The sequence below is a fragment of the Anabaena sp. FACHB-595 genome (assembly GCF_048568275.1).
Taxonomy (GTDB): domain Bacteria; phylum Cyanobacteriota; class Cyanobacteriia; order Cyanobacteriales; family Nostocaceae; genus Trichormus.
The window spans coordinates 800,484-815,563 of the sequence record NZ_CP183473.1 but is presented as its reverse complement, the minus strand read 5'-3'; the positions used below and the strand labels follow the sequence as shown (position 1 = coordinate 815,563).

General features: G+C 40.7%; 14 protein-coding genes. 5 read left to right on the top strand and 9 right to left on the bottom strand.

What is annotated here, in order from left to right; genetic code table 11:
• Positions 1 to 68 precede the first annotated feature (68 nt).
• The 4 genes from ACN222_RS03505 to ACN222_RS03490 all read left to right on the top strand — a co-directional run bounded on the left by ACN222_RS03505 (position 69) and on the right by ACN222_RS03490 (position 3,562).
• The gene (locus tag ACN222_RS03505) at positions 69 to 197 is read left to right on the top strand and encodes a hypothetical protein (RefSeq protein WP_269083589.1); all 129 of its coding nucleotides are present in this window, start codon (positions 69 to 71) and stop codon (positions 195 to 197) included.
• Positions 198 to 442: 245 nt separating this feature from the next.
• Positions 443 to 979: a methanogen output domain 1-containing protein gene (locus tag ACN222_RS03500; RefSeq protein WP_044520705.1), complete on the top strand. Its 537-nt coding sequence runs from the start codon at positions 443 to 445 to the stop codon at positions 977 to 979.
• Between the two features lie 206 nt (positions 980 to 1,185).
• Positions 1,186 to 2,541, top strand: a complete 1,356-nt coding sequence (locus ACN222_RS03495; RefSeq protein ID WP_044520703.1) for an ATP-binding protein — start codon at positions 1,186 to 1,188, stop codon at positions 2,539 to 2,541.
• A 34-nt stretch (positions 2,542 to 2,575) separates the two neighbouring features.
• Positions 2,576 to 3,562, top strand: a complete 987-nt coding sequence (locus tag ACN222_RS03490; RefSeq protein ID WP_010994881.1) for an acetamidase/formamidase family protein — start codon at positions 2,576 to 2,578, stop codon at positions 3,560 to 3,562.
• A 142-nt stretch (positions 3,563 to 3,704) separates the two neighbouring features.
• Here ACN222_RS03490 and ACN222_RS03485 read toward each other — a convergent pair whose 3' ends face one another.
• On the bottom strand, positions 3,705 to 5,786 hold the full coding sequence (locus tag ACN222_RS03485) for a pentapeptide repeat-containing protein (RefSeq protein ID WP_010994879.1): 2,082 nt from the start codon (positions 5,784 to 5,786) through the stop codon (positions 3,705 to 3,707).
• Between the two features lie 301 nt (positions 5,787 to 6,087).
• On the opposite strand from ACN222_RS03485, the gene ACN222_RS03480 reads away from it, so the two are divergent.
• Positions 6,088 to 6,459, top strand: coding sequence for a sulfite exporter TauE/SafE family protein (locus ACN222_RS03480; protein WP_010994878.1), 372 nt, complete (start codon positions 6,088 to 6,090; stop codon positions 6,457 to 6,459).
• A gap of 91 nt (positions 6,460 to 6,550) precedes the next feature.
• On the opposite strand, the gene ACN222_RS03475 is transcribed toward ACN222_RS03480, so the two are convergent.
• The 8 genes from ACN222_RS03475 to hypF form a co-directional block, all read right to left on the bottom strand.
• Positions 6,551 to 7,795, bottom strand: a complete 1,245-nt coding sequence (locus tag ACN222_RS03475) for an HhoA/HhoB/HtrA family serine endopeptidase (RefSeq protein WP_044522734.1) — start codon at positions 7,793 to 7,795, stop codon at positions 6,551 to 6,553.
• Positions 7,796 to 8,371: 576 nt separating this feature from the next.
• Positions 8,372 to 9,217 carry a hydrogenase nickel incorporation protein HypB gene (gene hypB / locus ACN222_RS03470; protein WP_010994875.1) on the bottom strand — a complete coding sequence of 282 codons (846 nt, stop codon included), beginning with the start codon at positions 9,215 to 9,217 and terminating at the stop codon, positions 8,372 to 8,374.
• Positions 9,208 to 9,549, bottom strand: coding sequence for a hydrogenase maturation nickel metallochaperone HypA (locus ACN222_RS03465; protein ID WP_010994874.1), 342 nt, complete (start codon positions 9,547 to 9,549; stop codon positions 9,208 to 9,210). The genes hypB and ACN222_RS03465 overlap by 10 nt, the downstream gene beginning before the upstream one ends.
• An 18-nt stretch (positions 9,550 to 9,567) precedes the next feature.
• Positions 9,568 to 10,671, bottom strand: a complete 1,104-nt coding sequence (gene hypE / locus ACN222_RS03460) for a hydrogenase expression/formation protein HypE (RefSeq protein ID WP_010994873.1) — start codon at positions 10,669 to 10,671, stop codon at positions 9,568 to 9,570.
• 184 nt (positions 10,672 to 10,855) lie between these two features.
• Positions 10,856 to 11,071, bottom strand: a complete 216-nt coding sequence (locus ACN222_RS03455) for a tautomerase family protein (protein ID WP_190449713.1) — start codon at positions 11,069 to 11,071, stop codon at positions 10,856 to 10,858.
• 53 nt (positions 11,072 to 11,124) lie between these two features.
• Positions 11,125 to 12,276, bottom strand: a complete 1,152-nt coding sequence (gene hypD, locus ACN222_RS03450; protein WP_010994871.1) for a hydrogenase formation protein HypD — start codon at positions 12,274 to 12,276, stop codon at positions 11,125 to 11,127.
• Between the two features lie 30 nt (positions 12,277 to 12,306).
• Positions 12,307 to 12,555, bottom strand: coding sequence for a HypC/HybG/HupF family hydrogenase formation chaperone (locus ACN222_RS03445; RefSeq protein WP_010994870.1), 249 nt, complete (start codon positions 12,553 to 12,555; stop codon positions 12,307 to 12,309).
• Between the two features lie 112 nt (positions 12,556 to 12,667).
• Complete coding sequence (gene hypF, locus ACN222_RS03440) at positions 12,668 to 15,025, bottom strand: carbamoyltransferase HypF (RefSeq protein WP_010994869.1); 2,358 nt, start codon at positions 15,023 to 15,025, stop codon at positions 12,668 to 12,670.
• Positions 15,026 to 15,080: the final 55 nt, after the last annotated feature.

Sequence of the window (15,080 nt, the reverse complement as noted above, 5' to 3'; positions counted from 1 at the left end):
ATGTAAAAATTTATACCATTTTTGCGTATCTTATGTGACCACTTACAAGCAATGCAGGATTATACAAAATGGCTATTTCGAGAAATGCAGACTCAGTTTTAAAACCATTTAAAGACTCAAATCATTTTCGTCTTGTTGCTGCTGTTGTTGCCGTAACTGCCGCTAATAATCCAGTAGCTGCTGATTTCAATCACTAGCTGGGGTTTTTGTACAAACCCTCGAAAACGGGGATTTAAGGAATTTCATCAAGAATGGCATCACAACCATAGCCAGTGCCATTCGGTATTAGCCTAAGTTGATGTGAGTTTTGCAGATGATCAGGGAAAACTAAACTTAGTCGAATGTCAATAGCACTTAAGGAATAAATTTTGAGGCTTCGCTGACTTTCCTTTCACCAAATGCTATTGATTTAGCTTCTATGTCAATTTTCAGGAACTTCATCATGATTCAAACATCTCCGCTCGACCACCAAGTACAGTCTTTAGAATTACCAATTGAGCGTGATCAATTTCTCCGCACAATCATTCGTGAATTGGCTGGAACTTTACAAGATGTTGTTGGTATTGAAGAGGCAGCAGGATTTTTGAATGTAGTCGGCTATCGAACAGGACAGCAAGTTAATCAGATATATCATAACGGTTTGCAACTATCTAATCTTTCGCGTGAGCAGGTAACTGCTGTCCTGGTAGATTGGAAACGCCGGATTCAAGGTGACTTTTACGTAATTGAAGAAAGTGATGAAAAGATAGTTTTAGGCAATCGCAAATGTCCTTTTGCAGAACAGGTAGAAGGGCGCGAAGCTATGTGTGTCATGACATCTAATATTTTTGGTGCGATCGCAGCAGATAATCTGGGCTATGCCAGAGTTGAGTTACAAGACACCATCGCCAGAGGTGGAAAAGAATGTACAGTCGTCATTCATCTCAAACCTAGCGAATCATTAGATGGGTTTGCCGGACAAGAATACTTCAAAGCATAGTAGTAGTCTTAAATAAGATATATACAGGATAAGTAAGTGGAAAGACTTACACCCCATACCCTACCCTCAACACTATTGCCTATTCTCTGTTCCCTGCTGTATGTCTTAGCTGAAGTTGATTCCCGAAAACATGGCTGAGTCTGTTAACTATTACTCCTTTAGTGTTTTTGACAACGGTAAAAATCCTGCTGCCATACTTCAATCTCATGACACCCGATCAATTTTTAACCTTTGCTCAGGTTTTGCCAGAACCTCTGGTGCTTATAACTAGCACAGGGGAAATTTTGGCAGTCAATCAAGCTGCTACTAAACTGTTTAGCAAAACCAGTAAAGCACTGATTGGTCAGCAGTTGAGTGAGTTTGTCACTGATTCACCCCAAAAAGTGAGCGACTATCTGCGAGTTTGCGCCCAAAGTCGGCAAATGATTTTGGGTGCTTTTACTATTCACCAAGCTGTAGGAGAAGGAATTGCTTGTCGTAGTCAAGGAGCAGTTATCCAACCGCGATCGCACGATAGTCCAGCTATTAATTTACTGCGGTTAGAAAAGCGAAAAGGTAATGAATTTGTTGTGCTAAACCAGAAAATTCATGCCCTGAGTCAGGAAATTCAACAGCGTCAGCGCATTCAGCTAGAATTGGCGCAATCAAATGAAACCTTAAAACATACTTTAATTAAATTACAAAATGCTCTTGAATCTGTCCAAAAAGAAAAGATGTCCGGCTTAGGACAGTTAGTTGCCGGAATTGCCCATGAAATTAATAATCCAATTACCTTTATTCATGGGAATTTGACTTATGCCAGTGAATACTATGATGATTTGCTAAACCTAATTCATCTTTATCAGCAAGAATATCCCCATCCAAGCAAAGTTATTCAAGAGACAATTGAAACACTGGAGCTTGATTTTCTTCAAAAAGATATCGAAAATTTACTCTCTTCCATGATGATGGGTTCCCAGCGTATTGCTGAGATTGTAAAATCTTTGCGAAACTTTTCTCGATTAGACGAAGCAACCTTCAAACTAGTTGATATTCATGAGGGTTTAGAGGCTACATTGATGATTTTACAAAGCCGCTTCAACCCTAGCACTCAGTATTCTAAGATTGAAGTTATTAAAGAATATGGTGAATTGCCTTTGGTGTTTTGTTCTCCTGGGCAAATCAATCAAGTATTTATGAATATTTTGAATAATGCGATTGATGCTTTAGAAGAAGCTGAACAATTGCGATCAGGGGGTAGCCCATCGCCAGAATCAACACAAAATTATTCTAGTCGAATCTGGATTCGCACAGAAAAACTCAGCGATCGCTACATTGCCATTCGCATCAAGGATAATGGTAACGGTATTCCTGCCCAGATTCATCATCAAATATTTAATCCCTTCTTTACTACTAAGCCAATTGGTCAAGGGACAGGATTAGGGTTATCCATTAGTTACCAAATTATCGAAAGCCATCATGGGCGAATTAATATGATGTCCGATTCCGCTTGGGGAACGGAATTTAGTATTGAGTTGCCTATTGTGGAAGAATCAGACCGAAATTATGGGAATCCGTTTTGATTATTGAAAATATCTAATAATTAGCATAGCGGCGATGACTCACCACATCTTAAAAGCCACCAAATCAACCGTCCATTTAGGCGGTTTCTCTCATCTATTAGAACCAGCACTAAAAGTTGATTCTAGCGACACCATTGATGTAGAAACTTACACTGGTTATTACATTTATGACAAAGCACCACCAGAGTTTCTGACACCAGAATTTTTGGACATCTGCCAAAATCTGCCACCGGAACGCAAAATTGCCGCCGGTCCGCATTTACTCACGGGGCCAATTTATGTCAAGGATGCTGAACCAGGGGATGTTTTAGAAGTAAAATTAGAGGCGATCGCACCTAGTCTACCAGTTGGGTTTAATGCCATTCGTTCCGGTTGGGGAGCCTTACCCAATCAGTTTACTCAACCAGCTTTAAGATTTATTCCCTTAAATTTAGCCAACAACACAGCTGAATTTCCTCCAAATAGTGGTATCAAAATTCCCCTCACCCCCTTTTTTGGTATCCTTGGTGTCGCCACTCCTGAAAATGCTCGCTCATCTGTTCCCCCTGGCTATTATGGCGGTAACATTGACAACCGGGAACTCCAAGCAGGTTCTCGCATATTTTTGCCGATATTTGTCCCTGGTGGCTTATTTTCTCTTGGTGATGGACATTCAGCTCAAGGGGATGGCGAGGTTAATGTGACTGCGATTGAAACTTCGATGAATGGTCGTATCCAGCTAACACTACGCAAAGATTTGCACTTCACCGCACCCATTGCAGAAACACCGACTGATATTATCACAATGGGGTTTGCACCAACTTTAGATGCAGCATTAGAACAAGCCCTCAAAAATATGATTGATTTTCTGGAACGTTTCGTCAATTTATCTCCAGAAGATGCCTATGTTTTGTGTAGTTTAGCCGTGAATTTTCGCATAACTCAAGTTGTCAACAGTCCCAATAAAGGTGTGCATGGTTTACTACCGAAAAAATTGTTTGAGGAAGCCGTGAGCATAAAGCCTTTTATCAGGAGAAGTTAGGTTTAAAACCTCGCCCCTTGTGGGCGATAGCTCCCCTGCTCTCTTGCTCCCTTGGTTGAAGCCGAACTACGTTCCGCTTCGCTAACACCCCTTGTGGGTGGTTTTTCTCCCCTGCTCCCTGCTCCCCTGCTCCCCTGCTTTTTTACTCCGCCTCCTGCCACCCATCGATTGAAGCCAAGAGAATATTTACCAGGGGATGATCTATCATCTCTTTAAAAGCTTCTATTCCTCCCGCCTTCAATGCGCCAACTACTCGCGCTTTTAAAGTGGGATTGCTTTCAATTTCATCCACAACCTTAGCCACAACTGTCATCTTTTCCGATGTGGTTGTTGTGGGGTGTGTTTGGCTGAGTTGATTGAGTAACTGTTGAATTTCTGTAGCGGCTGCGGCCAAATTCTGCTTTTGCTGTGGGCTATTATTAGTCATGTTTCCAGTGGCAATTTGCTGCCCGGTTACAGTATCAGCATTTACCAGACCACCCCCGAATTGGGCATTTGGTAGGCTGTTATGAAAAACTTGTTTTGAGCTTTCGGACATAACGGTATCCCCCTGATTTTGATAGGTTTGGGCATAAAAACTAGGACGCTGTAATGCTGTCATCACCATAGTTTGTAAATCAGAAATTCTGCTATCTTTCTCGGCTATGAGCGCTTGTAATTCTTGCTGTGCTAAAGTGTGTAGTTGATTATATGTAGTGAAATATTCAGCACTAAGTTCGGATTTATCAGCCTGAGTTGCGGTTTTGGCTCGTAACAGAATTTTGTCTTGTCCGCGTTTCTCCATTGCGACTATTTCTAGTTCAGCCTCTGGGTGATTTTCTGCTAGTTCCTTAAAAGAAATGGCGATCGCACGAGGATCAACACCCTGATTATGGTATAAGTCAAGTGTGTCAAAAATTGGTTGAATAAAATCGCCAAACTCTCCATCGGCAAAGACTTCTTGGCGATTATCAGGTTTACGATGGGGGTCTGGATTATCTTGAGTAGGCAATCGCATATAAACATACTCACACCGCACGCCATCAAATTTGGTATCGGTAGTAATCCCCCAGTCTTCAATGTAGGCTCCGGTGAGAATTGCACCGGTGAAATCTGTACCGTCCAGTTGGGTTTGTACCAGCTTTGCTCTAGATAAATCTGCGTCTTGTAAGTTGGCTTGGCTCAAGTCTGCACCGATAAAATTAGCATCTGCTAAGTTTGCACCCTGTAAGTTAACTCCGCGTAAATCTTGACGCTCAAGCTGCTGCTCTTGTCCTTGTCCTGTGATTAATAGTTGGTGTATTTTCGTGTTTTGTAGGTAAGTGAAACCAGGAAGTACACGGTCAAGTTGATTAACTTTGTGGAAACTAGTACGTGTCAGGTTCGCTTTTCTCAAATCTGTACTTTTAAGTATAGATCCCGTAAAGTTAGCATCAGTCAAATTAGCATTACGAAAGTTTGTCCCTCCTATCGTTGCTAGAAAAATCAAAATAGTACGCATCCACCCATCTATTTCATGATTTTTTAATATCCGGTGACCAATATAAGTGGAAAATCCGATAAATATCAATGCAAATACCAACGCTAGAAATCTCGCCTCAACTACCGCACCTCTTCCCATCGTTGAATAAATCAACGCACCGAATATTGTGGACAGCAAAACACCAAGCACGGTGAAAGTCCCAAACAAATCCCAGGCTTCCGCAATAGCTATAGCTCCAAGCATGACACCTGTGAGCATACCAATCATGGAAAAGGCAAAATATCCCGCACCACTGCCAGTTCCAGACCCCGATGTTAATACACCGCCTGTAAACGCCAAAATCAATAAAAGCCCTGAAACATAAAAAGCGTCCGTTAAACTTTTGCTAACACCAACTGTAAAAAAGATGGCAAATCCCACCATCAGTAATAGACCAGTTGCTTTATTTAACCAATTCGGATTTACCAGTAAAAATCCCAGATAACCACCTGCAAATGCACAAATCACCCCTGATATTAGTGCTAGCAATAAACATATAACGGCTAAACAAGTTCTCCACGTGCTTTGCAGTCCCGTTTTGGTGCAGCTAAAATTTGCCCCTCGCAGATTGGCTCCACTAAAATCTACGCCTTGAATATCTGCGTAACTAAAATTGACTCCTACAAGATTTTGACCTTTAAAAGAGCGACCTCTAAGATTTTGGTGAGAAAAATCTTGGGGCATAGCAATGACAATAGATGTTAAAGTTGATACAGAATACATCTAGAGTATGCGCTTTTAGCCGATTTGGCACGATATTTATATTGTTGACTGTTGATGGTTGACTGTTGATGGTTGACTGTTAACAGACTTGAAAGCCTTTGATTGTTGGGGTTTTATCTTAGATGGGTGTCCGAATTTTGTAGATAAAAGGAATTGTTAGCGATCTCAGATCCAGACTACCCTAAGACGAACCTACATATTTTTTTGTCAACAGTCAACAAACCTCATCACTGAAAACAGCCTCTAAACCAATCTTGTCACCTAAAATTATTTGTAATTCACAGAGAAATTACACGTTTGTATGTCTAATTTACTTGTACAACTATTGCTAATTGGACTGGCTGCTGGTGTTGCTGGGGGAATGTTTGGCATTGGTGGCGGTGCAATTATGGTTCCTGCAATGGTTCTATTAATGGGGCTTGATCAAAAATTTGCCACGGGTACATCTATTGCAGCCCAAATCTTACCCATTGGACTTTTAGGAGCAGCAGTCTATCATCGTAGCGGCAATATTAATTTTAAATATGCTGTGATTATTGCAGTCGGCTTATTAGTTGGCAATTTGTTTGGTGCGATGTTTGCCAATCAGCCATTTATTACCAGCGAAACCATGAAAAAATTGTACGGTGTATTTTTGTTAGCCATTGGTTTCAGGTATTTGTTAGTACGTTAATTGAGGGAGTAGGGAGTGGGTAGTAATGAGTGCTGAGTAAGAATTTTTTCTTCTTCTACACCCCTACACCCCTACATCCCTACTTACACCCTTATTTCACCTGTTGTTGGGTCGGGAAAGCGCCTGCTTGTACGGCTAAGTTGAGATTTCGACCATTGCGCCATAATTCTAGCTGCAATTGTCCACCAACTTGAGCGTTCTCAACGGCTCTCTGTACATTGCTAGCATCTGTAACAGCTTGGCCATTCAGCTTTTGAATGACATCACCAGCGCGTAGCCCTGCTCTTGCGGCTGGCGAGTTTGGCAGGACTCTGACCACTAAAACACCCTTGTCTCTATCTACAGTTAAACCGCTATTGGGGTCAGAGTTAATGTTTTGCTTGATTTGCGGTGTTAACCCTACCATTTGAATACCAAGGTAAGGATGCTGTACTTTACCGGTAGCTATAAGTTGATTAGAAATACGTTGTGCTGTTTTGATAGGGATGGCAAAACCTAGACCCTGTGCGCCTTGAATAATGGCGGTATTCATCCCAATCACTTCACCACGATAATTCAGCAAGGGGCCACCAGAGTTACCTGGATTAATTGCCGCGTCAGTTTGAATATATTCTACGCGCTTATCAGGTGCGCCAATTTGATTGCTGGTACGTCCAGTCGCACTAATTATACCTGTGGTGACGGTGTTATCTAAACCTAAAGGATTACCAATAGCGATCGCCCATTGTCCTGGTTGTAATTGGTCAGAATTACCCACCGTTAAGGTTGGCAAGTTATTTGCCTGAATTTTGACAACAGCTACATCTGTTAAATTATCTGTACCTAATACTTTACCCTGAAAACTGCGCCCATCTTTGAGGATGACCCGCACTGTATCTGCACCATCAACAACGTGAGCATTGGTAAGAATACTGCCATCAGCACTAATAAGAAAGCCGGAACCAGTACCCCGTTGTACTCTTTCTTGTTGTTGAGGTAGTTGAGAACCGAAGAAGCGGCGGAAAAATGGGTCGTTAAACTCGGCTGGTAATCGAGATGTGACAGTCCGAGACGCTTCAATCCGCACCACAGCCGGCCCAACTCTTTGCACCACTTGAGTCACAAAGTTGGGGTCTGTGTTATTTCCTAATGGTGGTGCTGCATCTACTCGGCTCACCGCCAAGTCAGATGCTTTTTGTGCCAATTGCTGCTGGTTTCCTGCTAAATATCCACCAGCTAAAGTCATACCAGATCCCAGCAGTACTAGTGATAGAGATGCAGCCGCTTTTTTCCAAGGTGCATGATTATGGTTTTTAGGATTTAACGGTTGAGATTCATCGTGTACTTGGTTTTGCATGGCCGTGAGCAAGGAAACTATGTTTATTACTACTTTAGATAGCATTTATGACAGTTTTGTTGCTTTGTTATTGCTTTTTTGTGAAGAGTTGCAATATTTCTCGGTTTGGCGACGCTCAACTTACATGATAAAGGCTAGGGGCTAAGGATTCGCGTTGTATTAATTGGAACTCAATGTTGCGAGTACAACAAATCTATTGTTTCTTACGTTTCAATCCCTGATAGGGATTTTAGTTAATTGCAATGATGCAATAGCAAGGCTGAATAACCTGTGGGATGTTTCAATCCCTGATAGGGATTTTAGTTAATTGCAATGGCTCAGGCTGGGAAAGCTTGATATATTTGGTTTTCAAGGTGCGGTTGCGTGAACTTGTGACTAAGGTAGCTTTTGAGCGATCGCTTTGTCAAGAGTAGCACCTCAAAAAATGCGTGAAAACCAATCACAGCAAGAATTTGATGTAATAGCGTCAACCTCATTTTGAGGAAAAACCGTCCAAAGACATAGAGTATAAGCTTTTCAGTCAGAAATGTTCATCGTGGCTAAAAAACATCTACAGGTTGACGCAAAATTACTAGATTAAGGAAAAACTGGTACTGATGAATTAGCTACTTTATTCGTTAACCATTTATACCAAGTATCCAACCCTAAACCCGTAGTTGCAGAAACTTGAAAAATCTGGATGTTCGGGTTTACCTGCTTTGCATATTCTACACAACGCTGCACATCGAAATTCACATAGGGCAACAAATCAATTTTAGTGAGAATCATAATCTCACTGGCGCGGAAGATGTGGGGGTATTTGATTGGTTTATCCTCTCCCTCTGTCACCGAAAGAATCACGACTTTCGCTTGTTCACCCAAATCAAATAAAGCCGGACAAACTAAATTACCGACATTTTCAATCATCAAAACAGAGTTTATCGGTGGGTTTAATTGTTGTAAACCCCTTTCAATCATGGAAGCATCCAAATGACAACCTGTTCCCGTGTTAATTTGGACTACTTTACAGCCAGTTTCTTTAATTTTTTCGGCATCGTTAATTGTTTCTTGGTCGCCTTCAATCACAGTTATGGGTAATTGATGCTTCAGGTCGTTGATAGTCTGAGTCAAAAGAGTTGTTTTACCTGCGCCAGGAGAACTCATTAGATTTAAGGACAGAATATTTCGACCTTTAAACCATCCCCGATTTTGGGCAGCTAATAGGTTATTTTTCCCTAAAATTTCTTGTTCTAAAGATATCGTAGTGTTATGAATTTTGGCATGAATTTGTGATGGTTCCTGCTCATGACTATGAGAGTGAGTAATGACAGTACCATCAGCTAAGGTGTGAGTATGATGATGGTGATTATGTACCATTTCGCCTGTTTCTAAATTAGTAATTTTATCTTCAGACTCATCAGAACAACCACAGGTTACACACATACTTCTTCGACCTCTATTTCTTTGATTTTCAGTTCTTCACCAGTAATTACATCTAAATGCACACTACCACAACCACAAATACCAAATGGTTTTTCTAAAGCAATTTCTGCACCACATTGGCGACATTTAGCTAAACCCGGAATTTCTCTAATTTCTAAGACTGCACCTTCTAAAGACGTACCTTTACTACAAATATCAAAACAAAATTGCACAGCATCAGGCATAATAGCCGAAAGTTTACCGATTTCTAATAAAATTCGGTTTACTTTTGAGCCTTGAGCATATTCACTAACAATAGCTACGATATTTTGTGTAATTCCTAGTTCGTGCATGAAACGCTCTACTTATAATTAACAAATACGCGGTAATTGCTCACCGACTAGCATATCAACAATCCGTTCTGTACCAAAAGTAGTTTTTAGAAAAACTACTCCCGGAGGCGTAGCCATAACTTCACCCACAATACACGCATCTCGTCCTTTTGGATGAGATTTCATCGCAGATAAAACAGCTTGTGCTTGTTCACTATCTACCACTACTACTAATTTGCCTTCATTCGCTAAATATAAAGGGTCTAAACCTAAAATCTCACACATTCCCTTGACTTCCTCACGCACTGGTAGAGATTCTTCGTACAGGCGTATTCCGACATGAGAACTGGTAGCAAATTCATTTAAAACTGTAGCTAATCCTCCCCTTGTAGCATCTCGCATAGCATGAACTTGAGGGCAAACATTAAGGATAGTAGCCACTAAATCATGTAAGGCTTGACAGTCACTTTCTATATTAGTTTCTAAGGCTAATTCACCACGGGCAATTAAAATTGCTGCCCCATGATTACCTAATTCACCATTAATAATTATAGAATCTCCTGGTTGAATATTATGTGCAGAAATATCAATTCCCGATGGAATAATACCAATACCAGCCGTGTTAATAAAGAGTTTATCAGCACATCCGCGAGGAACAACTTTGGTGTCACCAGTCACAATTTGCACTCCGGCTTTTTGGGCAGCTACTTTCATGCTGGTAGCAACACGACGCAAAGTTTCTATCGGTAAACCTTCTTCTAAAATGACGCTACAGGTAAAATATAAGGGTTTAGCACCACTAACAGCTAAGTCATTTATTGTGCCATTAATTGCTAATTCTCCTATATCACTACCGGGAAAAAATAACGGGTCTACCACATAGGAATCTGTGGTAAAAGCCAGCCTCTCCCCCTGTTGTAAAAGAGTAGATAAATTGATAGTGGCTTGGTCTTCTAGTTGAGAGAGGATGGGATTATCAAAATTGTTGACAAAAATATCATCTATTAAGTCGCGCATGGCTTTACCACCACTACCATGTGCCAAAGTAATGTGAGTATCTCTTACTTTACCTGGGCGACGGCGGACTTGTTCAATTTTCTGAAATAAAGGATTTGGTACTGAGTTAGTTTTTGAAAAATCCATTTTTTATAATTCGTAGTTGGTAATTAAAAAAGTGTTTATCAAGTAAATTTTAAGTGGGGTGTGTTAAGTCGTTAGCCCAACATACTATATTATTTAGCGGTGTGTTAGGCACTTAATTTATCTTTTTAGTGATAAATCATATCGAAATATGCGCCTAACACACCCTACTATTTATTTAGCAATTTTATCTACCTGTTTCATCGTGTCTTCCCCGATGCCTATCACAATGCAAAATACCATTCACAGCCCAATTTTCGCGTTCAAATTCATCAATGTGAATAGTTATCCATTCCGGTTTAGTATCTAAAGCAGTTACTAAAGCGTCAGTAATAGCTTCTACTAAATGCCGTTTTTTTTCGATGGAGTGTCCTCTGGCAATTTTAACGGTGACAAATGGCATATAAATATCCTCGCAGTGTTGTTGTGTGGAGTGTGTTGCTGCTTTTTTGGAGGTTATGACGAGATAGTCACTTTTGGCTTTTCGGCTGCTTGTTTTTGCAACGTTGTCGAAAATCTGCCATATTTATAGTATGCTGCACAAGCTCCTTCTGAGGACACCATGCAAGTACCTATTGGTGTTTCTGGTGTGCAAGCTGTACCAAATACTTTACACTGCCAAGGTTTGAGGACTCCTTTAAGAATTTCGCCGCACTTACAGGCTTTATGGTCGGCTACTTTTAGGTTAGGAATAGTAAATTTTAATTCTGCATCAAATTGGGCATATTCTTCTCTAATTTTTAACCCAGAATCCGGGATTTCATCTAAGCCACGCCATGCAAATTTTTCCCGAACTGCAAATACTTTGTGCATGGCTGCTAGTGCTATTTGATTCCCACCTTTTTGAACTAATCTATTATATTGATTTTCTACTTCACAGCGATTTTCTACTAGTTGTTGTAACAACATCCAAATGGATTGGAAAATATCTAACGGTTCAAAACCGGAAACAACAATTGGCTTATGATATTGTTGGGCAATAAATTCATAAGGTTCAGTACCAATTACCATACTCACATGACCAGGGCCAATAAAGCCATCTAGCTGCAAATCAGGATTATTTAATAAAGCTTGCAAGGCGGGAATTACGAGGACGTGATTAGAAAACATACTAAAGTTAGTAATATTTTCCGAAGCAGCTTGGAGGATGGTAAGGGCGGTGCTGGGGGCTGTGGTTTCAAAGCCCAAAGCGAAGAATACAATTTCTTTATCAGGGTGATTTCTGGCAATTTGCAGACTATCTAGGGGAGAGTAAACCATGCGGATATCTGCGCCTTGGGCTTTGGCTTGCAGCAAGGTGGTTTTGGAACCAGGGACGCGCATGGTGTCGCCAAATGTTGTTAAAATGACATTGGGATTTTGGGAGATAGCGATCGCATCATCTAATCTCCCCTTAGGCATAACACAAACTGGACAACCAGGCCCGTGAATCAGTTCTATGTTGGCTGGTAAGATTTCTTCAATACCGTATTTAAAAATAGAGTGAGTATGCCCGCCGCATACTTCCATAATTTTGATATGTTTATCTAATTGCTGGCTGAGTTTTTCTATCTCACGGCGTAAGGCTTCAGCTTTTTCTGGTTCCCGAAATTCATCGACATATTTCATAGTTCTTAATTCGTAATTATTAGAAAATATTTATGCTTGTAGGGCGGCGATTTCTTGTAATAATTTTAGGGTTTCGGCTGCTTCTTGTTCGTTGATTCTATTCATAGCAAAGCCTACATGAACTAACACCCAATCTCCTAAACACGCTTCTGGGGGATGTTGTTCGTCTACTATACAAGCGATATTGACTTGGCGTTTTACTCCACCCACATCGACAATAGCTAGTTTGTGGTTAATGTCGGTGATTTCGGTAATTTGTCCGGGGATTCCTAAACACATTTTTATTGTTCCTTATTGGAGAGATAAAACCAATTCGCAATTCGCAATAAATATTTTTTCACGCAGAGGCGTAGGGAGGTGTTTTTAAGAGATACTGAAAAATATTGAATATCTATTGTTTAATTAATCTTGCGGCCGTAATTATTGCTTGACCTAGTGATAAACCACCGTCGTTTGTAGGAACTACACTATGGGCGAGTACCTTGATTCCTAAATTTTGTAACTGCTTAGTGACTAGTTGTAATAAGATACTATTTTGAAAAACTCCTCCTGTTAAGGCGACTTGATTAAATAAGTTTTGTTGACCGAGATACTTGACTGTCTCCACAATGACATTAGATAAACTTAAATGAAATTTGGCAGCGATAACTGATTGAGGAGTATGCTGCTGTAAGTCATCAAGCAATAATGGCCACATGAGGCATGAGTCTATACAATAAATATTATCGGAAAAGGTAAACTTAAAGGGATAAATTGCTGTTTCTTTAGGATTATTTAATGTGTGAATGTCGGCTATAGCTTCTAGTGCGATCGCTGCTTGTCCTTCATAGCTACATTTTTCTGAACAAATGCCGATAGCCCCAGCCACAGCATCAAATAGCCTTCCTACAGAAGAAGCTAAAGGAGTATTAATACCTTTTTCTACAAGTTGATTGAGGAGATTTATCGGCTGTTGTTGTAAAAATTTAATAATTTCCCAATTATTGTAATTTTGTTGGCAATCATCCCAAATATTGGCACTTAGTAAATGAGAGTATGTATTACGCCAAGGCTGATAAATTGCTTGTTTGCCACCAATCATTGCCACTGGTTTAAATGTAGCCAGGCGTTGAAATTGAGTATAATCAGCTAAAAGAAATTCTCCCCCCCAAAGTTTACCATCTGTACCATAACCCAATCCGTCAAAAGCAATACCTAAAACTGGTGACGAATCTAAAGGAATACCATTTTCTGCCATACAAGCAGCAATATGGGCATGATGATGTTGAATAAATTGCAGTTGAATTTGGTTAGCTGTGGCTAATTCTTTACCAAGTTTTGTTGAGAGATATTCAGGATGTAAATCAACCGCAATTACTTCTGGTTGATGTTGAAATAAATTTAGATATAAATTCAATGTATCTTGATAACAATCAAACGCCAAAGCATTTTCTAAATCACCCAAATGTTGAGATAGAATTGCCTCGCCTTCCCTCAATAAACAAAAGGTATTTTTTAACTCACTACCCATCGCTAGAATTTGGGGAATATTATCAAATCCTGGTGGTAATTTTATCGGTGCTGGCGCATAGCCCCTAGCACGACGCATGATTTGAATTTTATTATCAATCACCCGCACAACTGAATCATCAACTCTATTCACAATCTCCCGATTATGTAAAAGAAAATAATCAGCTATATGACTTAATTTTTCTTTTGCTTCATCATTAGCAACACATTGTGGTTCATCAGCAATATTGCCACTTGTCAAAACAATCGGGCGATTCATCCGCTTGAGAATCAAATGATGCAAAGGCGTATAAGGTAGCATGAAACCGAGGGTATTTTGCCCAGGTGCGACAGTGGAAGCGATAGGGAAAGAACTTATTTCCTCTGTCCTTTTTTCTAACAAAACAATTGGTGCAGCAGGACTAACTAATAACTCCCGTTCCCTATCATTAACAAAGCAATATTTTTCAATAACATTAATATCCCGTGCCATCAAAGCAAAAGGCTTATCATATCTTCGCTTACGTTGACGCAATTTCTCCACAGCCGCTTCTTGCGTTGCATCACAAGCTAAATGAAAACCACCAATTCCCTTAATAGCAACAATTTCACCCTTCTGTAACAAAGTACAAACAGCATCCACATCATCCAACATAGAAAACATAGAAGCCGTCACAGGTTTACCATCAGCCCTTTCTAGCCAAGCCTTGGGGCCGCAGGTGTGACAGGCTACAGGTTGGGCGTGAAAGCGGCGATTTTCCACATCGTGGTATGAGTCCTCACATTCGGGACACATGACAAACGCAGACATACTGGTATTACATCTGTCATAAGGAATGGCGCGAATAATACTCAACCGGGGGCCGCAATGAGTACAGTTAGTAAAGGGATAACGGTAAAAACGGCTAAAGGGGTCAAAAATTTCTCGCTGACATTCCGGACAAGTAGCCGCATCAGGAGTAATTTCCGTTCTTACCACGCCACTAACACTATGAGAAATGACAAAATCATGGAAGTTTAACTCACCTTGATATGGTGTCCTGATGAGTTCATTAATTTTCGCCAGTGGTGGACATTCCTGCTGCAATCTAGCGACAAACTCCGTCAAAGCCCCTTCATCACCACATACCCGAATTAACACCCCTTCCCCATCATTACAAACATCCCCCCGCAACCCGCAAGCTTTCGCCAGACGATACACAGTGGGACGAAACCCCACTCCCTGCACAGTTCCCCGCACTCGAATTTCCTCAGTCGCCATAAAAACTCCTCTCCGCGCCCCTCCGCGCCTACCTCAGCGCCCCTCTGTCTTGAAA